We start from the raw sequence: 22952 nt of genomic DNA, 5'->3' as shown, positions 1-22952 counted from the left end.
GGCCGTCTCAGGTGACGGTCTCCCCGTCGTGGGTGCCGCCCTGACAGCGCTTCGTGAAGGAGCCTGTCCCCGACGACCCGTCCACCGAGATGATGATCACTCCGCCGCCCTGGATGCACTCGGTCGCCGTCACGTCGACCGGAAGGCGCGCGGCGCGGGAGACGGCGGCCTCCGCCGGAGCGGCGCACAGTACCGACAGGGCCAGGGCCGCGACCGCGGCCCACGACGACTTGCGCATGGGGGACTCCTTCTCACCGGTGCCGTACCAGCGTCACCGGGCCGGGGGCGCCGCGCCACCGGAGCAGCGCGCACGGGGGAGGGCCACGGGAGAGCGTCCCGGGGGAGGGCACACGAGGGAGGGCCCCGGGCCGGTGGAGTACCGGTCGGGGCCCTCGGCGGCTTGACGTGCGCCGGACGCTCTAGTTCGCCGCGTGCGTCACTTCTACCGGTTCGAACGAGACCCGGGTGCGCCCCCCGCCGTCCGCCCAGACCACCTCGACGCCGGTGTCAGCGGCCACGACCTCCGTGACCGCCTCCGCGAGCGGGCCGGGACCGGGCTCACCCGTGAGCGCGGCCAGGCAGACATGCAGGGAGGTACCGCCCGCGTCGCCGGACAGGCGGGGCAGCTCGGCCCACGGCGCGAAGGCGGTGCCCTGCGGGGCGCGGACGGTCTCCGGCCCGGGGCGCCAGCCGTGCAGGCCGTGCAGTGCCGAGACCAGGGGCTCCTGCGGGCCGGTGGCCCACCCGGTGTGCGTGACGCGGGCCTTGGCCGGTGCCCCGACCACCCGGTGCACCCGCAGCTCGCACGCCCCTCGCGCCACCGTCACGCTCTCCACTCGCAGCCCCGGCACCATCGGGGGCCCGCCTGCGAAGGCGGGCCGGTGCCAGGACGCCGCCCAGCCCCAGCCGTCGCCGTGCCCCGCGCCGAGGGGGTGGACGCGACGCCGGACGCTGCGCCGGCCGTTCACCTCCACCGACAGGTGGTTGTCCGCGACGTTTCCGGGCGCCGTGGGGCCGGTCCGGGTGGAGTAGGCCTGCCGCCCGTAGTGCGGGTCGTCCTCGGCGGCCGACTCGCCCTCGTGCGGACGGACATGGTCGCTGCCGTGGTTGTGCAGCCGTACGATCCCGTCGCCGCGCGTCGCCTGGACCAGCAGCCCGGGCGCGGGCAGGGCCAGCACCCGGTCGGCCTCCTCCACCGGCGCCGGCTCCTCGGCGGCCGTCCACAGTGGGTGGCCGGCGGGGGCGAGGAGGGAGACGAAGGCCTTGGACGCCCAGTAGGGGGAGGCCGGGCCGGAGTAGGACTGCAGGGTGGCCTCGTGCGGACCGTGCCAGCCGAGGCTCAGCAGCCCGTCGTCGGTCAGCGCGCCGCGCTCCACGAAGTAGCGCAGACTGCCGCTCGCCAGCCGCCGCGAGGCACCCGGCGTCAGCGGCGTGTGCCCGGTGACCGCGCCCAGGCTCACAGCGGCGGAGGCGGCGAACCGGTACGACAGCGAACGGCCGTAGTGCAGCGGCGCCCCGTCCCCGCCGAACATCAGACCGAAGCCGTCGAGGTGCGCGCGCAACCGGTCGCCGTACCGGGAGAGCTGCCCGGTGTCGTCGGAGAGGTGGGCGTCGAGCACCGGGTACAGGTGCAGCGCCCAGCCGTTGTAGTGGTCGAAGGCGCGTCCGTCGCCGTCGGCGTACCACCCCCCACCCCGGTACCAGCCCTCCATCAGCTCCAGCGCCCGCTCCCGGACGGCGGCCGTCCCGTCGTCGCCGCGGCCGACCGACTCCAGGAACCCGGCGACCGTGTACGGGAACAGGTACCAGTTGTTCGGCGCCGGCACGTGCCGCAGCGCCCCGCGCAGCCACTCCTCCACCCGGTCCTGGACCCCGGAGTCGAGGTGCTTCCACAGCCACGGCGCGGTGAGCCGCAGCCCGAGCGCGACCGACGCCGACTCGACCATGGGCTGGCCCTGCACGTCGTGGTCGAGGATCAGCGGCCAGGACTCGGCGTCGTCGCGGCCGGGAGCGAGCGTGCCCGAGGCCAGGCCGCGCGCGTAGCGGTCCAGCCAGCCGTGCGGGTCCTCGCCGTCGGCGCCCGCGACGCGGAAGGCCGCCGCGAGGAACGTCCGGGCGAACCCCTCCAGCCCGTCGGAGCGCGGGCCCGAGCGCGAGGGGCGTCCCGGCAGGTCGAGCAGGGCGCAGCCCGGGGTGCCCCAGCGCCACGCGGCCCACAGGAGCCCATCCGCGACGGCCTCCCAGTGGGCCCGGGTGTAACCGGTGTACGGGCTCAGCGCACGGTCCTCGGTGGGCAGTTCGAACGGGATGCTCATGCCAGGAACGCCAGCCTTTCGCGTCGTACGGGATGGAGGAAACCGGCACCTGACGCCCAGCGGGTCGTCTCGGCGAGCGCGAGGTCGGCCAGGCGGCGCCACTCGTTGCCCTCGGAGCCGGCGAGGTGCGGGGTGATCAGCGCGTTCTCGCATTCCCACAGCGGGTGGTCCGGCGGCAGCACCTCGGGGTCGGTGACGTCCAGCACCGCCCGGATCCGGCCCGCCAGGACGGCGTCGGTGAGCGCCCCCTGGTCGACGACCGCCCCGCGGGAGGTGTTGATCAGCACGGCGTCCGCCGGCATGGCGTCGATCAGCGAGCGGCCGACCAGATGGCGGGTCGTGGGCAGCAGCGGCGTGTGCACGCTGACGGTGTCGCAGCGCGCGAACAGCTCCGGCAGCTCGACGCGTTCGACGCCCAGTTCGGCGGCGTCCGCGTCGCTGACGTACGGGTCGTGCAGGAGGACCTCGATGTCGTGCGGCCGCAGCAGCTCGACGACCCGGCGGCCGATCAGCGAGGCCGACAGGATGCCCACCGTGCGGCGGTAGTTGCCGATGCCGCGCGGGGTGCGCAGCCAGTTGCCGCGCGTCCGGGACACTTCGAAGTCACGGGCCCGCTCCAGCACCCGCTTGCCGGTGAGCAGGATCATCCCGAGCGTGTACTCGGCCACCGGCAGCGCGTTGGCCGCGGCGGCCGAGGAGACCTCGATCCCCCGGTCCCAGCACGCGTCGGTGACATGCCCGCGGACGCTGCCCGCCGTGTGCACCACCGCCCGCAGCCGGGGCGCCGCCCGCAGCACGTCGGCGTCCAGCCGGGGACAGCCCCAGCCGGTGATGAGCAGGTCGACGTCCGCCAGTACGGACCCGGCCCGCGGTGTGGTGAGGTCGTCCAGCACCGGGAAGGGCGCCAGGTCGCAGACCCGGCGGAAGGCGCCGAGCGACTGCGGGTCGAGGACGGCCGAGGCGGCGTCCGGGGACATGGCCACGGCGGCACGGGGCCGGAAGCCGGGACCGGGGGCGTACGGGGTCACTTGACGGCTCCGGCGGTCAGCCCGCTCCGCCAGAAGCGCTGGAGCAGGACGAAGGCGAGGATGAGGGGCAGTACGGCGAGCAGTGAACCCATGATCACCACGGGGTAGTACTCCGGCGAGACGGACGCCGCGCTGTTCCACTGGTACAGGCCGAGACTGACGGGATACAGGTCCTGGTCGGACAGCATCACCATGGGCAGGAAGAAGTTGTTCCAGATCGCGGTGAGCTGGAAGAGGAAGACAGTGATCAGGCCGGGACCGAGCATCCTGAGCGCCACCCGGACGTACGTGGTCAGCTCGCCCGCCCCGTCCACGCGCGCCGCCTCCAGCACCTCGTCGGGCACATAGCCCCGCGCGAAGATACGGCCGAGGTAGACGCCGAACGGGTTGAACAGCACCGGGATGAACACCGCCCAGAAGGTGTTGACCAGGCCGGCCTCGGAGGCCATCAGGTACAGCGGCAGCGCGAGGACCGTCTGCGGCACCATGACCGCCGCCAGCACCAGGCCGAACAGCTTCTCCTTGTGCCGGAAGCGGTACTTGTCGAAGGCGTAGCCGCAGGCCACGCTCACCAGCGCACCGACGGCGGCGCCGAGCACCGCGTACAGCAGGCTGTTGACGTACCAGCGGCCGTACAGCCCGCCGTCCATGGCGAACAGGTCCGTGAGGTTCTGCCCGAAGGAGAAGCCGTCCAGGGACAGCAGGTCGCTGCTGAACAGCGCGTCCCGGTCCTTGGTCGCGGCGAGCACCAGCCACAGTACGGGCAGCAGCGTGTAGAGGACGGAGATCGCGACGACCACGTTGACCGTGGCCCGGCCCAGCAGCTTCGGGCGGAGCGGGGAGCTGTCGGTGGCGCTCATCGGGCCTCCTCGGAGTCGGCGCGGCCGGTGAAGCGGGTGACGCCGTAGGACAGGGCGATGGTGCACACCAGCAGGACCACCGAGGCGGCCGCCGCGAGGCTGTAGTTGTTGCGGGTGAAGGCCGCGTCGTAGATGTACATGCTCGGCGAGAAACGGGAGCTGACCATGGGGGAGGACTGGTTGAGCAGCATCGGCTCCGTGAAGAGCTGGAGCGCCCAGATCAGGGTGAAGATGGCGACCATGACGATCGAGGCGCGCACCAGCGGCGTCTTCACCTGGAGCGCCGTGCGCACCGGCCCGGCGCCGTCGACGACGGACGCCTCGATCACCTCGCGGGGCACGGCCTGCAGGGCGGCGTAGAAGACCACCATGTTGTAGCCGAGGTTGCTCCACAGCGCGATGTTCACGATGGACGGGATCACCGTGTGCACGCCGAGGAAGTCGATGGTGATGTCGCCCTGCGCGAAGAGTTCGATGACCGGGCTGATACCGGGCGTGTACAGGTACAGCCAGATCAGCGCGGCGATGATGCCGGGCACCGCGTGCGGCAGGAACAGGCCGAGCTGGGCGAAGGCGCGCAGCCGGACCACGCCGGAGTCCAGCAGCAGGGCGAGGGCGAGCGCGCCCACGACCATCAGCGGGATGTAGATCAGGCAGTACAGCGCGACCGTGCCGAGCCCGCCGAGGAAGGTCGGGTCGGTGAGTACGGCCGTGTAGGAGCGCAGTCCGACGAAGACCTGGCGCTCGGGGCCGAAGCCGAGGCCGGGTTGGTCGTCACTGAAGAAGCTCAGGTAGACGGCCGTGCCGACGGGGATCAGGAAGACGGTGACCAGCAGGGCGAAGAACGGCGTCATCAGGACGCCGGCGGCGGTCAGTTGCCGTCGCTTCGCCGCTCTGCGGGCGCGCAGGCCGGACGCGGAGGGCGCCGGGGCGGTGGTGCGGGACGCGCCGGTCGGCATCCGGGGCTGGGCGGTCGTGGTCATGGGGTGTCACCTGCCTTTCGTCGGCTCAGGTGCTGTGCTGGGTGGTGGACAGGCCGAGGGCCTTGAGGTCGGGCATGGTGCCCTCCTGCGCGGTGCGCAGCGACTCGACGAGGGAGCCCTGGCCGGCGCCGACGCGGGCGAAGGAGTCCTGCATGACCTTCTGGGTGGCGCTCATCCGCGGCCCCCACAGCCACTGCTCGCCGATCTTCTCGGCCTCCCGCTCGAACAGGGTGTAGATGTCCTGCCCGCCGTAGTACGACCGGTCGAAGGCGTCGCGGCCCACGGAGACCAGGCCGGGAGCGGCCGGGTACTGGCTGCTGGTGCCGCTGGAGAGGCGGGCGCGCAGGGCGTCGGGGTGGGAGACCTGCCACTCGATGAACTCCATCGCCGCCTCGGGGTGGCGGCTGTCCTTGGTGACCGCGAAGGTCGAACCGCCGTGCGTGCCGGTGGACGGGTTGGCGGTGTCCCACTGGGGCAGCGGCGCGATCCGCCACTGGCCCTTCTGTCCGGGCCGCGCGTTCATCTGCGCGCCGGCGTCCCAGGCGCCGCTGAGCCGCGTGAGGACCAGGCCGTCGCCGATCTGCGCGTCGGACTGCCTGCTCTCGACGGCGTTCATGAAGACGTCGTCCCGGTCGATGAGCCCCTGCCAGTAGTCCGCGACCCGCCGGGAGGGAGCGTCGGCGAGGGACACGTTCCAGGCGCCCCGCGAGGTGTCGAACCACTGGGCGCCCGCCTGCCAGGCGTAGCAGGCGAACTGCGTCATCCCGTCGGAGGGGAACAGCACCAACCGCCGGCCGGGTGCCTCGCGGTGCACGGTCGCGGCCTGCTCGGCGAACTCGTCCCAGGTGCGCGCGACCTCCAGGCCGTAGTGGTCGAACAGGTCGGCGCGGTAGTGCATCACCATGGGCTCGACGTCCAGCGGCACGCTGAACACCCGGCCCTCGAAGGTGGTCAGCCCGAGTGCCTGCGGCAGCAGCTTGCGGCGCAGGCCGTCGCTGACGAGGTCGGTGATGTCACGCGCGACGCCGTCGATGGCGTACCCCGGCACCTGCGGATACTCGATGGTGGCGACGTCGGGCGCGTTCCCGGCCCGGGCGGCGTTGCTGAGCTTGGCGTAGCCGCCCTGCCCGCCGGAGGGGATCTGCTGGAACTCCACCTGGATGTGCCGGTGCGTGCGGTTGAAGGCGTCGACCACCTCCTGGCTGCCGCGCAGGGCGGACCAGAAGGTGACGCGTGTGGTGGTGCTCGTGCGGGCCGACGAGGCGCCGTTCCCCCCGCTGCAGGCGCTCACGGCTCCTGTCAGGGGTACGGCGGCCATCGCGGCGAGCACGGACCGACGGCTGGGTCGTCCGGGCATGGCGCCTCCCGCGGCTCCTGCGGGTCCGCGTGGATGCGGACGCGACTGTTCGGGACACGGGAATCCTGATTGCTCCATCCGAAACGGTCAATAGATCGATCAGAAGAAAATAAAGCGTTCAAACGCTCATTCGCTCGGATCGATCATGGCGCCCCGGGCCCCGTCCACCCGCAGGGTCGAGCCCCGCACCATCAGCCGCGGCAGCAGCTCGACGTGCCGCGCGGGACGGCCGCCGGCCTCCTTCAGGCGTTCGAGCAGCAGCTCGGCGGCCACCCGGCCGACCTCGGCCCTCGGCGGGGACACGGCGGTCAGCGGCGGGGTGGCGAGCCCGGCCACCACGTCGTCGTACGCCACGACCGAGCAGTCCTGCGGTACCCGCACCGCGTCGGCCGCGAGCCGCTGCACGATCATCAGCGCGTCCACGTCACCGTGCAGCACCACCGCGGTCGCCCCCGTCTTGCGCAGCAGCACCGGCAGTTCCGCCGTCTCGTCCGCGGAGTACGGCCCCTCGGGCCCCGACTCCGGCGTACTGAGCGCCCACGCCCACTCCTCCACCAGCGGATGCGCGTCGGCGATCTCGGCCGACGCGGACCGCAGCGTACGCGCGGTCGGACTGTCGTCCCGGGTCGCGAACACGATGCGCCGGTGTCCGAGTCCCACCAGGTGCTCCACCGCGAGGTGCGCGCCGTACCAGTGGTCCGAGCACACCGAGTCCAGCACGTGCGGCGCGCTGCCCCGGCGCGGGCGCCGTTCCATGAGGACCGTCGGCACCTCCAGCGCGGACAGCCACCCGTAGTCGGCCTCCTCGGCGGCGAGACTGTTCCACCGGGGCGCCAGCAGCAGACCGCGCGCGCCGTCCGCGAGGGCCTGTTCGACCAACGGCCGTTCGGCGCCGGCCGCCTGGGGCGCGATGTGCAGCGCGAGGCGCACCCCGGCCTCCTCCAGCACCGTACGCGCGCCGTGCAGCGTCTCGGTCAGGTACGAGTGCCGCTCCGGCACCACCACGGCCACCCGGTCCCCGTCGGCGGCCTCCCTCGCGGGCACCTCCTGGGCGGGCAGTGTGGAGCGGACGACTCCGTGCCCGCGGCGCAGCCTGCCCTCGCGCGTCAGCTCCTCCACGTCACGGCGCACCGTCACCACGGAGACCTGCAACTCGTCGGCGAGATCGCGCACCCGCGCGGTACCGCGCGCCTGGACCGCCGCCAGGATCCGCTGGCGCCTGAGATCGACCGGCTCCCGCATCAGGTCTCCCCACCCGAGAATGTTCGTTTGAGCGATTCGCCGCCATCATAGCGATCGCTCGTCCCGGGTGTGCGCCCTCTCGCGGCCCCGCGGGCGGCCCCTACGGCTCCGGGTCCGCCAGGAGCGGTCCCAGCGGGCCCAGATCGAGGTTCAGGTCGCCGCGGCTCAGGCCGTGCTGCGCGCACAGGTCGTCCATGCGCTCGTCGAGCAGCATGAGCGCCGTGCCGAGCCGGTCCTCCTGCTCCGTGCTCAGTGTGCCCTCGTCGAAGCGGCGCACGGCCTGGCGCTCCATGAGCTGGCGCAGCAGCTCCACGACGGTGAGGACCAGGGCGGCCAGGTCGTTCGTGACCCGTTCGGGGTCCAGGTCGAGGGCGTGGGCCCGGGGCGCGGTCACAGCGGCCCGCTGTCCGGCCAGGGGGCGGGCACCCGCTCGTTCACCGACGACAGCAGGGCGTGCAGGGAGATCCGCACCAGCGGCACGTCGGCGATCGCCAGGACCAGGTCCCCGCTGACGACGACACCGGTCGCCAGCACCCGGTCGAGGAGGTCGACCAGGGGCACACCGACCGGTGCGTACGGCTCCGGCCCGCCCCAGGGTACGGCGGCCGGGCCCGGCGTACGGGTGTCCGGGGCGGTCATGCGCGCGCCTCCTGCTCCATGGGGCGCCGTTCCCGTGCCGTGCGGTCCGGCCCGGTGCGGGGTGGTTCCGTGCGGCGTCGTTCCGTGGCGTCCGGTGCCGTGGTGTCCGGAACCGTGGTGCTCGGAACCGTGGTGTCCGGTGCCGTGGCGTCCGGGTTCTCGACGTCCGTACTCAGGGCGGCCGGGTCCACGGCGTCCGTATCCATGGTGGCCGGGTCCTCGTCCCAGCGGGCGAAGGAGTACGGGATCCACGGGCCCGAAACGCTGACCTCCACGGCCGTGTGCCGGCCGTCGGCGGCGAGCCGGGCCAGGGCGCGCTTGAAGGCAGCGGTGTCCGCGTCCTCCACCAGGTAGGCGGCGTTGATCAGTTGCGGGGCGCGCCGGCCCGTCAGCCGCTCGCTCTGCGGGCGGTGCCGCGTCGCGTCGACGGCGTACCGCCGCAGTTCCGCGTCGACGGCCTCCGCCTCGGCCAGGGCCCTCCCGTGCGCGTCCTGCCGGTCGCGCCGCCGTGCGCTGGCCCGGCTGAGATAGGCACGCCCACGCGTGCCCGCGCCGGTTCCGGAGCCGACGGGGGCGTCGGCACCGGCGGCGGGGTTGGTCGCACCGTGGGTGGCGTGCACCTTCACGGCCCATTCCGTACGGCCCCGCAGATGGTCGAGCAGCGCGCCCAGTACCGCTTCCCGGGCGGCGACGGCCTGCTCCGCGCTCCGGTCCCCGCGGTACAGGGTCGCCATCGGCAGCGGAACGACGGGGCCCCGCCGGGCCGCGGCCTCGACGCCCCGGTGATGGGCACGGGCGCAGCGTTCCAGGTCGTCGGGCCGGTTGAGCCGCTCCGCCAGCGCCGCCTCGTCGAACAGCGCCGCGGGGACGTCCTGGACGACCAGGCACAGGCCGCCCGCGCGCAGCACGCGCAGCGGACCGCCCTCCTCGTGGCCGACCACCGCGGCCGACGCGGCGAGGTCCGGTGGCGTGCGGGTGACGGCGAACGCGCAGACGAGGACGGGGGCCGCCGGTCCGGCCGGGGACGCGTTCACCGGACGGCTCCCTGCGTCTCCTCGGCGGCCCCCTCCAGGGCGTCGAGTCGGGCCCGCAACCGCTCGTTCTCCTCGGCGAGCGCGTCCCGCGCGGCCCTGGACGAAAGCGCCGGGTCGGTCTCCCACCAGTCGATGCCCGCCTTCTTCGCCGTGTCCACCGAGGCGATGAACAGGCGCAGGCGGATGGTGAGCAGTTCGATGTCGAGCAGGTCGATCTTGATGTCGCCGGCGATGACGATGCCCTTGTCGAGGACCCGTTCGAGGAGGTCGGCGAGGTTGCCGGTGACAGGCGCGTAGGGCTGTGTCTCCGGGCTCGCGAACCGGTGGTCGACGTCGGTCACCGGGCGCTCCCGGGGGCGTCAGCGATGCGGGCGGGCACGTTCGTCGTCCTCATACGCCTCGTCCTCGTCGTCGTACTCACCTTCCTCGTCGTCGCCCTCGTCGTCGTACTCGGAGCCTTCCTCGTCGCCCTCGTAGTCCTCGTCGTACTCGGAGCCTTCCTCGTCGTGCTCGTACTCGGCTTCGTCGTCGGAGGCGTTCTCCTCCTCCAGCGCTTCCTCGTGGCTCCGCACGACCTCGCCGTCACGGATCTCGCCGCGCCAGCCCTCCACCTCCTCGTCACCCATCAGGGTCACGTGGCGGGCGAAGTGCTTCAGGTCGAGCCGTAGCCGCCGCCCCTGGGCGCGCCAGAGGTTTCCGGTCTTCTCGAAGAAGCCCGCCGGGTAGTACTCGACGACCACGACGACCCGGGTCAGCCGGGGCGCCAGTTCGTGGAAGGTGACCGCGCCGCGGGTACTGCCCTTGGCGCCCTCGGAGGTCCAGACGATCCGTTCGTCGGGTACCTGTTCCTGGACGGTCGCCTTCCAACTGCGACTCGACGGACCGACCTTGACGTTCCAGTCGGAGGTCACCTCGTCGTTGGCGCTGACGCTTCGGACGCCCTTGGTGAAGCCGCTGAAGTCCTGGAGCCGCGTCCACTGGTCGTAGACGGTGCGCAGGGGGACGCCGATGTCGACGGTCTCCATGATGTGCGTCGCCTTGACACTGCCGCCGCTGCTCCCGGAACCGCCCCGACCGCCGGAATCGCCCCCGCTACCGGAACCGCCTTCACCGCCGGAGCCACCGCCGGAGCCACCGTCGTCGGCGGATCCGGCCAGACGGTCCGTCAGGTCCCCGATCCGTTCCCCCGCCTTGCCGACGAGGCTGTGCCCCGTGGCGGCGAGGTAGCCGCCGAGCGCGTCCTTGAGATCGTCCAAAGGGGACGCTCCGCCCTTGCCCTGCCGGTCGGGGCTCATCCGCGCTCACCTCCGCGCCGGCCCGAGCCCATGGTCTTCTTCGCGGGCACCGTCTTCCTGGCCGTCTTCTTGGCCGCCTTCTTCGCGGTCTTCGGGGGAGGTGCCGCCTTGCGCGGGGGAGCCTTCTTGGCCGTCTTCCGGGGCGGCGCCGGAGCGGCCCGCCGGGCCTCCTCCCGGGCCTCGTCGTCGTAGTGGACGTCCTCGTCCGGAGCGTCATCGTCCTCGTGGTCGCCGTCGTAGTCGTAGCCGCCGTCGCTCCGTCGGCCCGCGCCGGTGAGCGCGTCGGTACGGTCGCGAAGGGTGTCCGCGAGGCCGGTGAGCCTGCGGTTCGCCGCGGCGGTGACGGCGGTGCGTCCGGCGGTCAGCAGCTCGCCGCGCACCTGGTCCGTCAGTTCCTGGAGCTGCGGTGTCCGCTGGAGGCCGGCCAGGCCCTGGGACAGCACCTGGCCGGGGGACACGCCGATGCGCCGGCCCATGAGGTACGAGCCGACCACGAAGGCGAGTTTGGCCTTCTTCGTGCGGCCCAGGAGATATCCGCCCGCCACGGCCGCCGCCATGACCGCCTTGCTGTCGCTCATACGTGCCTTCTCTGCGCTCGATCCGTAGTGGTGGTGCGGCCGGTGGGCCGGTGCGGCCGTTCGAGGAGGGTGAGCAGGCGCTCCTCCTCCCGCTCGAAGGCCGCTTCGTCGATGGCGCCCTCGTCCAGGGCCCGGTTGAGTGCGGCCAGACGCGCCTGGACCGCGCGCGGGTCGTGGGCCTGGCGCCGGGCCTCCTGGAGCAGGTGGTCGGCGATCCACGCCGTGCCGCGCACCGGGGCGAGGGGCAGCAGCAGGAGACCGCTCACGATGCCCACCGCGTCACCGCCCGGCCGGCGCGGGACGGGAGTCGACGAAGCTGTAGCACGGCAGGGGGCCGGTCACGCTGAGTGCCAACCGGTCCCCGCGGTCACGTGCCAGCACGTCGACCGCCTGCCGGAACCGCCGCTCGTCGGCGGAGCGCAGCAGGAATGACGCGCTCAGCACCTGCTCGTCGTCGGTCACGCCCTGCACCGTGCGAACGGCGAGCGGCGTCAGGTGGTCGAGGACCTCACGGGCCGCGCGCCGCGCCTCGCGGCGGACCCCGCGGGCGATCGCCTCGCCCAGCCGGACGTTGGCCTCGTAGTCCGGACGGCGCCGCGTCCGCAGGGCCAGGTTCCGCAGGCCTTCGTCCCGGCGCACCAGATCGGCGAAGTGGCCGGGCACGACCGCTCCCTTGACGTTGAGTTCGACGCACCCCTGGACCTCGTCGAGCTGCCGTGACAAGTGGACAGCGTCGGCACGCAGTTGGGAGAGCAGGACATCCGGCCGGGGACTGAGCACCGCGAACCGCATGGGCAGCAGCGGTCCCTGTGCCGCCAGTTCGTCCAGTACGGCCTGGTGGGCCAGCAGGTCGCGGCGCCGGGGCCGGAGCCGTGGCGGCGCGGCCGACACCGCCGCGCACAGGCCGGACTCGGTCAGCAGCCGTACGGAGGCGCCGCCGACCCCGGGGAAGCGGGGAGCACGGGCGCCGGCGGGGGTGATGCCGTAGACGTACAGGGCCTCCGGGGCGGGAGTGGTGGTGCCGGTGGGGCCGGCGGCGGTGGTGGGCGCGGTCATTCGTCCTCCGTCTCCGTGCGCCGGCGGGGGCGGCTGCGCGGACGGTCGTCCTCGTCACGGGGTCGTGCGGTCGGTCGGCTACGGGACCGCTGCGGGCTCCGGCCGCGTTCCGCGCGCTCACGGGTGTGTTCGCGGGGGAGGGCCTCCACCTCTTCCACCGCCTCCTCCTCGGGCGTGAGGACGTCCCGCACCTTGTCGGTCAGTGAGCGCGCCGTCCGCTTGGCGCCCGCCCTGCCTATGGTCTTGGCGACCGGGCCGCCGAACAGCTCGGGAACGGTCTTGGAACGCACGTCGTGCTCCAGGTCCAGGCGGTTGCAGGCCTCGGCGAACCTCAGGTACGTGTCGACGCTCGCGACCACGATGCGGGCGTCCACCTTGAGGATCTCGATGCCGACCAGCGAGACGCGTACGAAGACGTCGATCACCATGCCGCGGTCGAGGATGAGTTCGAGGACGTCGTAGAGGGTTCCGGCGCGGGGCGCGCAGACGACCTCGTCGTCGTAGGTGATCATGCGGTGGTCCTTCCGGGTGCGGGCCGCGCGGCCCGTTCACTGGTCCTGGGCACCGCGCCGGTAGCGGGCGACCCTGCGGTACTGGAGCAGGTCGCCCGCCGAATCCAGCTCGACCTCGTAGGTGGCGAGCAGGCTCGTGGTGTCGGGGATACGGGACACCTCCAGCACGTCCACGTGGACGATCCAGCCGTCGTCCTCGCTCCGGCACACCGCGGAGACTCCCTCCAGGCGGTGCCGGATCAGCTCGGACAGGGCGTCCGCGGCGCGCTGGGCGGCATCCCGAGCGCCCCGCACGGCACGCGCGCGCGTGGTCGTGGAAGTCGTGCCGCGCCGTCGCTCGCCAGGTTCTGTCATGCTGCCCACTCTTGCCGCGGACCCGGGCCGGCGCGTGCGCAGTTACCCCATCCGGGGCTGGGGAGGCCGCCCGCCCGCGGGAGTCAGGCGCCCGGCGCGCCGGCGGACCGGCGCCGGCAGTGCAGGAACAGGTGCGGCTCCGGCTGTGCGTCCGGGTGGGCCGGGGTGAACAGCGTCGCCTCCTGCGCCAGTACCTCCAGGCCGGACTCCTCGGCCACGGCGGTGAGGCCCTGCGCGGTGAAGCTGGTCACGCGCACCGGCTGTCCCATGAAGGTGGCGTCGACGCCCTCCACGTCCAACGGCACGGTGGCCAGGACCAGGTACCCCTCCGGCCTCAGCGCCCGTGCCAGGAGCCGGACCAGGTCCGCCTGCTCCCGCCGGTCCAGCTGGAGCAGCGAGAAGTACACGCAGACCGCGTCGAACGAGCCGTCCGCGAGCGGTACGTCACGGACGTCGGCGCACCGGAAGGTCGCGGCCGGTACCTGCCGCGTCGCCAGGTCCACCATCACGGGGGACACGTCGACGCCCAGCACGTCGTGCCCGGCCGCCGCGAGGGTCTCGGCGGTGGGCCGGCCCGTGCCGCTGCCCACGTCCAGCACCCTGCTGCCCGGCGCGAGCCGCCCGAGCAGCCACTCCAGCGAGTGCCGGTGCGTCTTGGAGCCGGCGAACGCCTTCTCGTACTCGGCGCCCAGCGCGTCGAACGTGACGGCGGCCTGCGGCCGTTGCTGCTCGTCGGTCACGACGGTCCCTTCGGTGGGCGAGCCGGTGGGGTGAGCCGGTGCCGCGAGCATCGTTCCACCGGAAACGAGTCACCGACAAGGGGCCCTCCGGGCGACCGGCCCGCCCGCCGGACGACCGGCCTGCGCGCCGTCCTACCGCCCGCCACCGTCCTACCGCCCGTCGTCGTCCGGCGCCGTCCCCGGCTCCGCCATCCGGCGGTGCACGGCGGCCTTGACGCGGTCCGGCAGCACCTTGTCCGCCACGCCCTGCGCCTTGGTCTTCGCCGAGCCGGTCACCAGCTTCCCGCGGCCCTTCATGACGGCGTCGTACGCCTGCCGGGCGACCTGCGCGGGGTCGTCCTTGTCCATGGTGCCGACCTTGGTGTCCTGCATCCCGGCGCGCCGGAAGAAGTCGGTCTCCGTCGGGCCCGGCATGAAGGAGGTGACCGTGACGCCCGTGTCCTCGACCTCCTCCTGCAACGCCTGGGCGAAGGACTGCACGAACGACTTCGACGCGTTGTACACCGACTGGAAGGAGCCCGGCATCGTGGCGGCCACCGACGAGGTGAACATCAGCCGGCCCACCCCGCGCGCCACCATGTCCCGCAGCAGCGGCTTGGCGAGCCGCACGGTCGACGTCACGTTGAGGTCGATGACGGACTGGTCGTCGGCCGGGTCGGTGTCGACGAAGGCGCCGCCCTGCCCCACCCCCGCGTTGAGCGCCGCGACGTCCACGGTGAGCCCGGTCAGGGCGGCGACCAGCCGGTCCACGCCCTCGGCGGTGCGCAGATCCGCGCGTACCGCCCGTACCTCGGCGCCGGTCTCCCGCAGCCGCTGGGCGGCGTGCTCCAGCCGGTCGTCCTCGGCGTTGACCACGAGGTCGTAGCCGTGTTCTCCGAACAGTGCGGCGAGTTCGTACCCGATTCCGCTGGACGCCCCGGTGACCAGGGCGAGCGGCCTGCTGCCGGCCATGGTTCCTCCGTCAACGCAGTGCCTGGTAGACCGATGCCGTCGTGAAGCCGTACACCAGGTGCGGCACGATGTCCGACACCCACGACGTCCGGTCCCAGGATGCCGGGTCGGTCACCCCGAGCACCGTGGCCGGCAGATCGCTGCCCGCCATGGCGGCCGCGCCCAGCAGCGGACCGGCCACCCAGTCCGGCAGCGCGCCGCGCCCGCGCCGCAGCAGCCCGTAGGCGGCCCCGACGCCGAGGCCGGTGACGTAGCCGAGGAGCGCCCCGGCGGCCTGCTCACGGTTGGACGTGGTCTCCTCGTCGCCCAGGTCCAGGCCCGCCCGGTTGACGAACCGGTCAGCGACCTGGGTCGGCATGTCACTGGACCCCCGGCCGCGCAGCAGCATGTCGCCGTACGTGGTGAGGTTCAGCGCGACGGTGCCGGCCGCTCCGGCGACGAGGCCTTTGGTCAGTGACATCCGGTGACTCCCTCGGCGTGGGCGCTGGCGCGCGGTGGATACGGCGGGCCCCGGGTTCCCCGAACCCCGGCTCCTAACAGAGCCTCCCTCGCGCCGCGCGTCGATCCCCTGGTCCCTCAGCCCTCGCGCCCCGCGTCGACCCCCGGCCCCCTCGGCCCTTGCGCCCGCCTGCTTCCGGTGGTGACAGCGACTGTCGCGCAACAGGGTCAGCCGGTGGGAGGCGTCCACCGCACCCGTCTCCTCGAGCGTCGTGAGGGCGAGCAGCAGCACGTCCGCCAGGACGAGGGCCGTGAGCGCCTCCGTGCCCGGAATCCCCCCGTCCGTGACCGCCGAGTCGGTATCCGCCCGGTCCTTGACCGCCAAGAGGAGGACCCAGTGAGTGGGCGCCCCGCGTCCCCCCTGAGCGAGATCCCCGTCTCCGACGGCGACGGTGCCCTGCTCGTCGTCGAGCGGCTGCGCAAGACCTGCCGCCTCCCCGGGCGCGGACGGCTCACCGCCGCCGCCGACGTGTCGCTCGCCGTGGCGGCGGGCGGCTCCCTCGGCATCGTGGGGGAGTCCGGGTCGGGGAAGACGACCGTGGCCCGCATGCTCGTCGGCCTGGTGCGCCCCGACGCCGGCACGGTCACGGTCGACGGTCGCACCAGGCCCCCGCACGCACCGCGCCGCGAGCGGCCCCGGGCCCCGTCCAGGGCCGGATCGACCAGCCTCGGCACGAGCGCGTCGTCCAGGGGCCGCCGAGACGGCCGCACGGCTGGAGAAGAAGGAGGGCGCCCCGATCCGGCTGATCCTGCGCCCGTGAGGTGAGGGATCCCTGAGAATCCGCGAGGCGTTTGAACGCTCCGGCCCCCGACTCCGTATGAAGCCGGGGGCATTTCTTGTCCGAGTCCGCCACGACACAGGAGCACGTCTTGGGACACAACAGGCGCAGACGCCCGACCGGGGCGCGCCGCGCGACCTTCGGAGCATTCGCGCTGATACTGGGAGGCGGCGGCCTGGTGGCCGCGAACGTGTTCGCCTCGGCGACCGAAGCCGGTGACACCGCTGTTCCCCTGGGCAGTTCCGGTGTGGCGGCCACCGTCGACTGCCCCGACCTGAGCGAGCGGCTGACGACGGTTCCGGAGCAGGCGAGGCCGGACGTCGACACCGAACTCGCGCGCCTCGACGAGCAGATCGCCGCGGCCTACCGGCAACTCCAGGAAGCCGCCCGCACCGCGGACGACGGCAAGCTCGACGAGGGCGCCATCCTCGGCCCGTTGAGGAAGGAGCGGGCCGGGACGATCGAGCGCATCGCCGCCGCCATCGGCAAGGCCGGCGATCGCCCCGAGGGCCTGGACACCCTGGCCGAATGCACGCTGCGCCGCACCGAGGTCGCCACGGCGGACGCACCGAGCGGCAGCCCCGACGAGCAGCGACAGCAGCAGGACGGCAAGGGCGAAGAACCCGGAAGCAGCGGGGACGGCGGAAGCAGCGGGGACGGCGGAAGCAGCGGGGACGGCGGTCAGCCCGGTGAGGGGCAGCAGCCGCCCGGCAACGGCGGACAGGCGGGCAACGGACCCGTGGCCGCCGACTACGTCGACATCAACTCCGTGAAGCCGAACGTCGTGAAGGCACCCCGGCAGAAGAACGCCTCGACCGGTTCCTTCGCCACCAGCTGCGGCGTCAACGCCGAGGGACTGTTCAACTCGGACAACCTGATCGCCGCCCCCGGCGTCGGCAACGGAGCCCACCACTTCCACGACTACGTCGGCAACCAGGACAACGACGCCTTCTCCAGCGACGAGGACCTGGCCGCCGCCGACACGAGCTGCGCCGACCAGGGCGACAAGTCCTCGTACTACTGGCCCGTGCTCCGGCTCCAGAACGGCACCGTCGAACAGGACGCCGAGTCACCCGGCGGCGGCATCGAGGGCAACGCCGGCGAGATCGTCACGCCCGCCGAGGTCACGCTGACCTTCGAGGGCAACGAGCGTGCCAAGGTCACGGAGATGCCGCGGCTGCTGCGCATCATCACCGGCGACGCCAAGGCGTTCGTCAACGGCAACACCAACGCGAACGCCTCTTGGAGCTGCACCGGTTTCGAGGACCGGCAGCTCAAGGACAAGTACCCGCTCTGTCCGTCCGGCAGTGACGTGGTGCGCACCTTCACCTTCCAGAGCTGCTGGGACGGCCGCAACATCGACAGCGCCAACCACCGCACCCACGTGGCCTTCGCCGCCGCCGACGGCAGCTGCCCCGACGGGTTCCGGGCCATCCCGCGGCTGGTCCAGCGCGTCGTGTACGACGTGGACGCGCCCAGCCTCCAGGACGGGGGCAGGACCGTTCCGCTGTTCGCCGTGGACTCCTTCCCCGAGCAGCTGCACAAGCCGGTCACGGACCACAGCGACTTCATCAACGTCTTCGACGAGGACCTGATGCGGGAGATGGCCGACTGCATCAACAGCGGCCGCGAGTGCGGTCCGGACACGCCCCCGGGATCGGACCCCGGCCAGGGGGAGGACCCGCAGGAGCAGCCGACCGAGAACCCCACGAAGGCTCCGCAGGAGCAGCCGACCGAGAACCCTGACGCCTCCGAGCCCCCGGCCGGGCAGACCGCCACCGCCTCGGCACCCGTGGACTCCGGGCAGGACGGCCGGGACGGCAGGGACGACGGAGGGAACGAAGGCAAGGACGCAGGAAAGAACGAAGGCAAGGACGCAGGCAAGGACGAAGAGAGGACCGGAGGGAACGACGCCGGACAGAACGACGGGGAGGCGGCCGCGCCCCCAGCCCGGGAACAGGACGACGCCGCCTCCCCGCGCGCCGAGCCCAGGGCCGCCACGACACCGGCCGCCGACACACCGGCCGACGTGAGCAGCGCCTCGTCCGCACCCGCGGCGACACAGGGCACGGGCGGCGGTGACGACGTCGCGGCCGGGTCGGCGACCGAGCCCCAGACGACGCAGGGCGGCCTCGCGGAGACGGGTTCCGGCCTCGGTCTGTGGCCCGCGGCCGTCGGAGGCGTTCTCTTCGCCGGCGGCTGTGTGCTGCTGATCCGCTCCAGGCGGCGTGCGCTGTGACACCGGCATGACGTCGTCGTGACGACGGGCGGGCAGGGCCGGGCCCGGTCCGCCCGTCGTCACGACCGCGGCGAACACGCCATCGCCCGGCGGGAACTGGCGCATTTCAACTATTGCCATTCCGTTTCCCCGGGCGCAGCCTGTTCACCGAAAGACTCTGGGAGCGCTCCCATTGGTGCTTCCGGTTCCCGATCCTCCATCGCAGTCCCCCCATGCGAAAGAAGGACATCATGACTTGTCATGATCACAACAAGCCCGAGCGGGTCCGGCGTGCGTCGACCGTCGCCGTCGGCACCCTGGCCGCGGCACTGCTCACCCTGATCCCCTGGAGCGGCACGGCCGTCGCCCACGGCTCGGTCGTCGACCCCGCCTCCCGCAACTACGGCTGCTGGCAGCGCTGGGGCGACGACTTCCAGAACCCCGCCATGGCCCAGGAAGACCCCATGTGCTGGCAGGCCTGGCAGGACAACCCCAACGCCATGTGGAACTGGAACGGCCTGTACCGCAACGGCTCCGCGGGCAACTTCGAGGCCGTCGTTCCCGACGGCCAGCTGTGCAGCGGCGGCCGGACCGAAGGCGGGCGCTACAACTCCCTGGACACCGTGGGCTCCTGGCAGACCACGGACGTCACCGACAACTTCACCGTCAAGCTGTACGACCAGGCCAGCCACGGCGCCGACTACTTCAGGGTCTACGTCACCCGGCAGGGCTTCGACCCCGCCACCCAGCCCATGGGCTGGGACGACCTCCAGCTGGTCGCGACCACCGGCAGGTACGCGCCCAGCCAGAACTACGAGATCCCGGTGAGCACCTCGGGCCTGAGCGGCCGGCACGTCGTCTACACGATCTGGCAGGCGTCGCACATGGACCAGACGTACTTCCTGTGCAGCGACGTCGACTTCGGCTGATCCGCGCCATCCCGTCCCCCCACCCCCGCCGGGCGCGCCGTGTCCGGCGGGGACACCGATCGGTGTGACCGTCCCGCGAAGTACTTCGTGGCCGTCCCGAAGTGCGGTATACGTCCCCTCATGGACCCCACGGACTACTACGACCTCGGCACCCACGGTCGTCCGGTGACGACAGCGTCCCCAGAGGCCCAGCGCTGGTTCGACCGCGGGCTGGTGTGGACGTACGGCTTCCACCACGAGGAGGCCGTCGCCTGCTTCGAGGCCGCCGCCGCGGCCGACCCGGACTGCGCCATGGCCCACTGGGGCATCGCCTACGCCCTCGGACCGAACTACAACAAGCCGTGGGAGGTCTTCGACGCCGCGGAGCTGACGCGCACCGTCGACCGCACCCACGCCGCCGTCGAACGCGCCCACGAGAAGGCGGCCCGCTCCGCCACCCCGCTCGAACGCGCCCTGATCGGCGCCCTGCGCGCCCGCTACCCGCAGGCGCGCGCCGTCGAGGACTGCTCGGTGTGGAACGGGCCGTACGCCGAGAGCATGCGGGCCGTCCACCAGCTCGCCCCCGACGACCTGGACGTGGCCGCCCTCTACGCTGACGCCCTCATGAACCTGACGCCCTGGCAGCTCTGGGACCTGCGCACCGGACTGCCCGCCGAGGGCGCCCGCACCCTGGAGGCGAAGGACGTCCTCGACCGGGCCCTGGCCACCGACGGCGGACGCGAGCACCCCGGTGTCCTGCACCTGTACGTCCACCTGATGGAGATGTCCGCCACCCCCGAGGCGGCCCTCGATGTCGCCGACCGGCTGCGCGGCCTGGTCCCCGACGCCGGGCACCTCAACCACATGCCGTCGCACCTCGAAGTGCTGTGCGGCGACTACCGGCGCGTCGTGTCGGACAACAGCGCCGCGATCGCCGCCGACGAGAAGTACCGCGCGCGGGCCGGGGTGATGAACTTCTACTCCCTCTACCGCTCGCACAACTACCACTTCCGGATCTACGGCGCGATGTTCCTCGGCCGGTACGAGATCGCCCTGGACACCGCGGCACAGCTGGAGTCGTCCGTCCCCGAGGAACTGCTGCGCGTCGAAAGCCCGCCGATGGCCGACTGGCTGGAGGGTTTCGTGGCCATGCGGGTGCATGTCCTGATCCGGTTCGGCCGCTGGGCGGACATCCTCGGGCTGCCGCTGCCCGCCGACCCGCGCCTGTACTGCGTGACGACCGCGATGCTCCACTACGCCCGCGGGGTCGCCCTCTCCGCCACCGGCAAGGTCGCCGAGGCGGAGGCCGAACGCGTCCTGTTCCGCGAGGCGGTCGCCCGGGTGCCGGAGACGCGCACGCTGTACAACAACACCTGCGCCGACATCCTCGCCATCGCCTCCGCCATGCTCGACGGCGAACTGGAGTACCGCAAGGGCGACCACACCGCCGCCTTCGCCGCCCTGGAGCGGTCGATCGCACTCGACGACAGCCTCCCCTACGACGAACCGTGGGGCTGGATGCAGCCCACCCGGCACGCCTACGGCGCCCTGCTCCTGGAACAGGGCCGGGTCGCGGAGGCCGAGGCGGTCTACCGGGCCGACCTCGGCCTGGACGACACCCTGCCCCGCGCCCTGCAGCACCCCGGCAACGTCTGGGCCCTGCACGGACTCCACGAGTGCCTGGTGCGCCTGGGCAAGGAGGGGGAGGCGCGGATCGTGGCACAACAGCTGAAGCTCGCCACCGCGCTGGCGGACGTCCCGGTCGAGGCCTCCTGCTACTGCCGCCTCGACCCCGCGCCGGCCAGCGGAGGGACGGGCGGTTGCTGCGCCACGGACCGCTGAAGCAGGCCTTCTATACGATGTGGCCTCGGAAGACGCACAGCGGCGGAAGGAGACGGGCCGTGACCGATCACCGGCGTCCGCGGCGGCGGGGGCAGGGCGAGCTGGAGGCGCTGGTGCTGTCGGCGCTGCGCGAGGCGGAAGGCCCCGCGACGGCCGGCTGGGTGCAGGAGCGCCTGGGCGGCGACCTCGCCTACACCACGGTGATCACGATCCTGACCCGGCTGCTGGAGAAGGGCGTGGTCGGTCGCGAGCGCGTGGGCCGTTCCTTCGCCTGGACACCCGCCTCGGACCAGGCCGGCCTGGCCGCCCGGAAGATGCGCAAGGTCCTGGACGCCGAGAGCGACCGGGAAGCGGTGCTGGCCAGCTTCGTCACCGGCCTCGACCCGGACGACGAGCGGCTGCTGCGCGAACTGCTGGGTGACGCGGGTGACGCGGTGGACGGCTGACGCCGCATGGGGATGTTCGTCTTTCTGCCGCTGGTCCTGCCGTTGACGGCATGGCCGATCGCCCGGCTGGCGGAACAGCGTCTGCACCCGCGGACCGCGACCCGGCTGCTCACCGCCGTGGCCGCGGTGATGGCCCTGTGCAGCTCGGTGTGCCTGGCCCTGGTGATGGTGGTCGGCACCGCCCAGCTCCCGGGCAACCCCCTGCCGGACGGCTGGTCCGACCCGGAGGTGCGGGCGGCGGTGCCGTACGACGAGGTCGTCGGCAAGGCGGCGATCCCCGCGCTGTGCGCGGTGGTCATGGCCTCGGCACGAGCCCTGTGGCGGCACGGCAGGGTGCGCCGCCGTGCCCACCGCGCGCTGGCCGGCCTGCCGGGCACCGAGGTGGCTGTACTGCCGGACGACGTGCCCTACGCGTACGCGCTGCCCGGCGGACGCCGGGACCGTGTGGTGGTGACCACGGGCCTGCTCGACCGCCTCGCACCGGCCGAGCGGCGCGCGCTGTTCGCCCACGAGCGGGCCCATCTGACCGCCCGGCACCATCGCTTCCTGCTCGCCGTCCGGCTCGCCGCCCTGGCCAACCCGTTCCTGCGGCCCCTGCGTACCGCCGTCTCCTTCACGGCGGAGCGGTGGGCGGACGAGGCGGCCGCGCGGGCGGTCGGCAGCCGCCGCGCGGTGGCGACCGCGATCGGCAAGGCGGCCCTCGTCTCCCGGGGCACCCCGGTCGCCACCCTCGCCGGCCTGGCGGCCCCCGGCCCGGTACCGCGCCGGGTGGCGGCCCTGCTGGGTCCCGCTCCCGCGGTCCGCACCTGGCCCTCGGTCTTCACCTCGGTGGGCCTGGCGGCCTGGGCCGCGGCCGCCGGGACCGCCGTGTCGGCGATGTCGTCCGCGAACGCCGCCGTCACGATGTTCCTCATCCTCCGCGCCGCGACACCCCTCTAGGCACCCTCCACCGCCGGGTAAAACCGCAGTTCACAGGCGTACTTGTGAAACACCTTCACTCAATCGGGTGATCGGCCAATCCGGAGCCGGGCCGGCTCCGGATTCCCCATGTGAGGGAAGAACCGAGGACAAACCGACAGCGGCCCGCCCGCCCAGGTACTCCGCTGTCCACAGGCGCGGGACGGCTCGACCCCCACACGCCCGCGCCGGGCCCCCGGTCGAGCGGGGACGCCCCCGCGGCGAGCACGGATTCTCCGAGCGTGCTCGCCGCGACGAGGGATACCGACCGGGACCGGCGCGGGTCCGACGACTGACGACGACCGGGGCCGCGCACCCCGTCGACCGACCACTACTTCACCGACGTGATCCGTACCGACG

Annotated in this window: 25 protein-coding genes and 1 pseudogene; 6 read left to right on the top strand and 20 right to left on the bottom strand. The window is 73.0% G+C overall.

Annotated features, from left to right (window positions below; genetic code table 11):
* Positions 1-7: 7 nt before the first annotated feature.
* From ACIQ6R_RS15675 to ACIQ6R_RS15580, 20 genes are all read right to left on the bottom strand, one after another.
* Positions 8-238: a hypothetical protein gene (locus ACIQ6R_RS15675; protein WP_404221699.1), complete on the bottom strand. Its 231-nt coding sequence runs from the start codon at positions 236-238 to the stop codon at positions 8-10.
* Positions 239-419: 181 nt separating this feature from the next.
* Positions 420-2315: a DUF2264 domain-containing protein gene (locus ACIQ6R_RS15670; protein WP_404221697.1), complete on the bottom strand. Its 1896-nt coding sequence runs from the start codon at positions 2313-2315 to the stop codon at positions 420-422.
* Positions 2312-3343: a hydroxyacid dehydrogenase gene (locus ACIQ6R_RS15665; protein WP_404221695.1), complete on the bottom strand. Its 1032-nt coding sequence runs from the start codon at positions 3341-3343 to the stop codon at positions 2312-2314. The genes ACIQ6R_RS15670 and ACIQ6R_RS15665 overlap by 4 nt, the downstream gene beginning before the upstream one ends.
* Positions 3340-4203 carry a carbohydrate ABC transporter permease gene (locus ACIQ6R_RS15660; RefSeq protein ID WP_404221693.1) on the bottom strand — a complete coding sequence of 288 codons (864 nt, stop codon included), beginning with the start codon at positions 4201-4203 and terminating at the stop codon, positions 3340-3342. The genes ACIQ6R_RS15665 and ACIQ6R_RS15660 overlap by 4 nt, the downstream gene beginning before the upstream one ends.
* Positions 4200-5186 carry a carbohydrate ABC transporter permease gene (locus ACIQ6R_RS15655; RefSeq protein ID WP_404221691.1) on the bottom strand — a complete coding sequence of 329 codons (987 nt, stop codon included), beginning with the start codon at positions 5184-5186 and terminating at the stop codon, positions 4200-4202. Before ACIQ6R_RS15655 ends, ACIQ6R_RS15660 begins: the two co-directional genes overlap by 4 nt.
* A 25-nt stretch (positions 5187-5211) precedes the next feature.
* A complete protein-coding gene (locus tag ACIQ6R_RS15650; protein ID WP_404221689.1) occupies positions 5212-6543 on the bottom strand; it encodes an ABC transporter substrate-binding protein in 1332 nt (443 codons plus the stop codon).
* Positions 6544-6669: 126 nt separating this feature from the next.
* A complete protein-coding gene (locus ACIQ6R_RS15645; protein WP_404221687.1) occupies positions 6670-7785 on the bottom strand; it encodes a substrate-binding domain-containing protein in 1116 nt (371 codons plus the stop codon).
* 100 nt (positions 7786-7885) lie between these two features.
* Positions 7886-8179: a gas vesicle protein K gene (locus ACIQ6R_RS15640; RefSeq protein ID WP_375919498.1), complete on the bottom strand. Its 294-nt coding sequence runs from the start codon at positions 8177-8179 to the stop codon at positions 7886-7888.
* Positions 8176-8424, bottom strand: coding sequence for a gas vesicle protein (locus ACIQ6R_RS15635; protein ID WP_375919495.1), 249 nt, complete (start codon positions 8422-8424; stop codon positions 8176-8178). The genes ACIQ6R_RS15640 and ACIQ6R_RS15635 overlap by 4 nt, the downstream gene beginning before the upstream one ends.
* Positions 8421-9458 carry a GvpL/GvpF family gas vesicle protein gene (locus tag ACIQ6R_RS15630; protein WP_404221685.1) on the bottom strand — a complete coding sequence of 346 codons (1038 nt, stop codon included), beginning with the start codon at positions 9456-9458 and terminating at the stop codon, positions 8421-8423. Before ACIQ6R_RS15630 ends, ACIQ6R_RS15635 begins: the two co-directional genes overlap by 4 nt.
* A complete protein-coding gene (locus tag ACIQ6R_RS15625) occupies positions 9455-9799 on the bottom strand; it encodes a gas vesicle protein (RefSeq protein ID WP_404221683.1) in 345 nt (114 codons plus the stop codon). Before ACIQ6R_RS15625 ends, ACIQ6R_RS15630 begins: the two co-directional genes overlap by 4 nt.
* Positions 9800-9817: 18 nt before the next feature.
* Positions 9818-10753, bottom strand: coding sequence for an SRPBCC family protein (locus ACIQ6R_RS15620; protein WP_404221681.1), 936 nt, complete (start codon positions 10751-10753; stop codon positions 9818-9820).
* Positions 10750-11331, bottom strand: coding sequence for a hypothetical protein (locus ACIQ6R_RS15615; protein WP_404221679.1), 582 nt, complete (start codon positions 11329-11331; stop codon positions 10750-10752). Before ACIQ6R_RS15615 ends, ACIQ6R_RS15620 begins: the two co-directional genes overlap by 4 nt.
* On the bottom strand, positions 11328-11606 hold the full coding sequence (locus ACIQ6R_RS15610; RefSeq protein ID WP_404178465.1) for a gas vesicle protein GvpG: 279 nt from the start codon (positions 11604-11606) through the stop codon (positions 11328-11330). Before ACIQ6R_RS15610 ends, ACIQ6R_RS15615 begins: the two co-directional genes overlap by 4 nt.
* Positions 11607-11610: 4 nt before the next feature.
* Complete coding sequence (locus tag ACIQ6R_RS15605) at positions 11611-12387, bottom strand: GvpL/GvpF family gas vesicle protein (RefSeq protein WP_404221677.1); 777 nt, start codon at positions 12385-12387, stop codon at positions 11611-11613.
* The gene (locus ACIQ6R_RS15600) at positions 12384-12899 is read right to left on the bottom strand and encodes a gas vesicle structural protein GvpA (protein ID WP_404178470.1); all 516 of its coding nucleotides are present in this window, start codon (positions 12897-12899) and stop codon (positions 12384-12386) included. Before ACIQ6R_RS15600 ends, ACIQ6R_RS15605 begins: the two co-directional genes overlap by 4 nt.
* Positions 12900-12935: 36 nt before the next feature.
* A complete protein-coding gene (locus tag ACIQ6R_RS15595) occupies positions 12936-13253 on the bottom strand; it encodes a gas vesicle protein (RefSeq protein WP_404178473.1) in 318 nt (105 codons plus the stop codon).
* A gap of 83 nt (positions 13254-13336) precedes the next feature.
* A complete protein-coding gene (locus tag ACIQ6R_RS15590) occupies positions 13337-14044 on the bottom strand; it encodes a class I SAM-dependent methyltransferase (RefSeq protein WP_404178476.1) in 708 nt (235 codons plus the stop codon).
* A gap of 99 nt (positions 14045-14143) precedes the next feature.
* Positions 14144-14944 (bottom strand): SDR family NAD(P)-dependent oxidoreductase, encoded by an 801-nt coding sequence (locus tag ACIQ6R_RS15585; protein ID WP_404178479.1) that lies wholly within the window; start codon positions 14942-14944, stop codon positions 14144-14146.
* Positions 14945-14954: 10 nt separating this feature from the next.
* Positions 14955-15404 (bottom strand): hypothetical protein, encoded by a 450-nt coding sequence (locus ACIQ6R_RS15580; protein WP_404178482.1) that lies wholly within the window; start codon positions 15402-15404, stop codon positions 14955-14957.
* A gap of 408 nt (positions 15405-15812) precedes the next feature.
* On the opposite strand from ACIQ6R_RS15580, the pseudogene ACIQ6R_RS15575 reads away from it, so the two are divergent.
* From ACIQ6R_RS15575 to ACIQ6R_RS15550, 6 genes and pseudogenes are all read left to right on the top strand, one after another.
* Positions 15813-16082: pseudogene (locus ACIQ6R_RS15575) on the top strand (ATP-binding cassette domain-containing protein); the annotation flags it as partial.
* 230 nt (positions 16083-16312) lie between these two features.
* Positions 16313-18460, top strand: a complete 2148-nt coding sequence (locus ACIQ6R_RS15570; protein WP_404221675.1) for a DUF1996 domain-containing protein — start codon at positions 16313-16315, stop codon at positions 18458-18460.
* 230 nt (positions 18461-18690) lie between these two features.
* Positions 18691-19368, top strand: a complete 678-nt coding sequence (locus ACIQ6R_RS15565) for a lytic polysaccharide monooxygenase (protein WP_404221673.1) — start codon at positions 18691-18693, stop codon at positions 19366-19368.
* A 120-nt stretch (positions 19369-19488) separates the two neighbouring features.
* The gene (locus tag ACIQ6R_RS15560; RefSeq protein ID WP_404221671.1) at positions 19489-21189 is read left to right on the top strand and encodes a tetratricopeptide repeat protein; all 1701 of its coding nucleotides are present in this window, start codon (positions 19489-19491) and stop codon (positions 21187-21189) included.
* A 17-nt stretch (positions 21190-21206) separates the two neighbouring features.
* On the top strand, positions 21207-21635 hold the full coding sequence (locus tag ACIQ6R_RS15555; RefSeq protein WP_404221669.1) for a BlaI/MecI/CopY family transcriptional regulator: 429 nt from the start codon (positions 21207-21209) through the stop codon (positions 21633-21635).
* A gap of 6 nt (positions 21636-21641) precedes the next feature.
* Positions 21642-22574, top strand: coding sequence for a M56 family metallopeptidase (locus ACIQ6R_RS15550; RefSeq protein ID WP_404221667.1), 933 nt, complete (start codon positions 21642-21644; stop codon positions 22572-22574).
* Positions 22575-22952 lie beyond the last annotated feature (378 nt).

The sequence above is a fragment of the Streptomyces sp. NPDC096048 genome (assembly GCF_044763415.1).
In the GTDB taxonomy this organism is placed as follows: domain Bacteria; phylum Actinomycetota; class Actinomycetes; order Streptomycetales; family Streptomycetaceae; genus Streptomyces.
This window is presented reverse-complemented; position numbering and strand designations above follow the sequence as displayed.

Coding starts and splice junctions, on each gene's coding strand:
- ACIQ6R_RS15675 (WP_404221699.1), bottom strand. CDS start 238: ATGCGCAAGTCGTCGTGGGCCGCGGTCGCGGCCCTGGCCCTGTCGGTA.
- ACIQ6R_RS15670 (WP_404221697.1), bottom strand. CDS start 2,315: ATGAGCATCCCGTTCGAACTGCCCACCGAGGACCGTGCGCTGAGCCCG.
- ACIQ6R_RS15660 (WP_404221693.1), bottom strand. CDS start 4,203: ATGAGCGCCACCGACAGCTCCCCGCTCCGCCCGAAGCTGCTGGGCCGG.
- ACIQ6R_RS15655 (WP_404221691.1), bottom strand. CDS start 5,186: ATGACCACGACCGCCCAGCCCCGGATGCCGACCGGCGCGTCCCGCACC.
- ACIQ6R_RS15650 (WP_404221689.1), bottom strand. CDS start 6,543: ATGCCCGGACGACCCAGCCGTCGGTCCGTGCTCGCCGCGATGGCCGCC.
- ACIQ6R_RS15645 (WP_404221687.1), bottom strand. CDS start 7,785: ATGCGGGAGCCGGTCGATCTCAGGCGCCAGCGGATCCTGGCGGCGGTC.
- ACIQ6R_RS15635 (WP_375919495.1), bottom strand. CDS start 8,424: ATGACCGCCCCGGACACCCGTACGCCGGGCCCGGCCGCCGTACCCTGG.
- ACIQ6R_RS15620 (WP_404221681.1), bottom strand. CDS start 10,753: ATGAGCCCCGACCGGCAGGGCAAGGGCGGAGCGTCCCCTTTGGACGAT.
- ACIQ6R_RS15615 (WP_404221679.1), bottom strand. CDS start 11,331: ATGAGCGACAGCAAGGCGGTCATGGCGGCGGCCGTGGCGGGCGGATAT.
- ACIQ6R_RS15605 (WP_404221677.1), bottom strand. CDS start 12,387: ATGACCGCGCCCACCACCGCCGCCGGCCCCACCGGCACCACCACTCCC.
- ACIQ6R_RS15600 (WP_404178470.1), bottom strand. CDS start 12,899: ATGATCACCTACGACGACGAGGTCGTCTGCGCGCCCCGCGCCGGAACC.
- ACIQ6R_RS15595 (WP_404178473.1), bottom strand. CDS start 13,253: ATGACAGAACCTGGCGAGCGACGGCGCGGCACGACTTCCACGACCACG.
- ACIQ6R_RS15590 (WP_404178476.1), bottom strand. CDS start 14,044: ATGCTCGCGGCACCGGCTCACCCCACCGGCTCGCCCACCGAAGGGACC.
- ACIQ6R_RS15585 (WP_404178479.1), bottom strand. CDS start 14,944: ATGGCCGGCAGCAGGCCGCTCGCCCTGGTCACCGGGGCGTCCAGCGGA.
- ACIQ6R_RS15580 (WP_404178482.1), bottom strand. CDS start 15,404: ATGTCACTGACCAAAGGCCTCGTCGCCGGAGCGGCCGGCACCGTCGCG.
- ACIQ6R_RS15565 (WP_404221673.1), top strand. CDS start 18,691: ATGACTTGTCATGATCACAACAAGCCCGAGCGGGTCCGGCGTGCGTCG.
- ACIQ6R_RS15560 (WP_404221671.1), top strand. CDS start 19,489: ATGGACCCCACGGACTACTACGACCTCGGCACCCACGGTCGTCCGGTG.
- ACIQ6R_RS15555 (WP_404221669.1), top strand. CDS start 21,207: ATGTGGCCTCGGAAGACGCACAGCGGCGGAAGGAGACGGGCCGTGACC.
- ACIQ6R_RS15550 (WP_404221667.1), top strand. CDS start 21,642: ATGGGGATGTTCGTCTTTCTGCCGCTGGTCCTGCCGTTGACGGCATGG.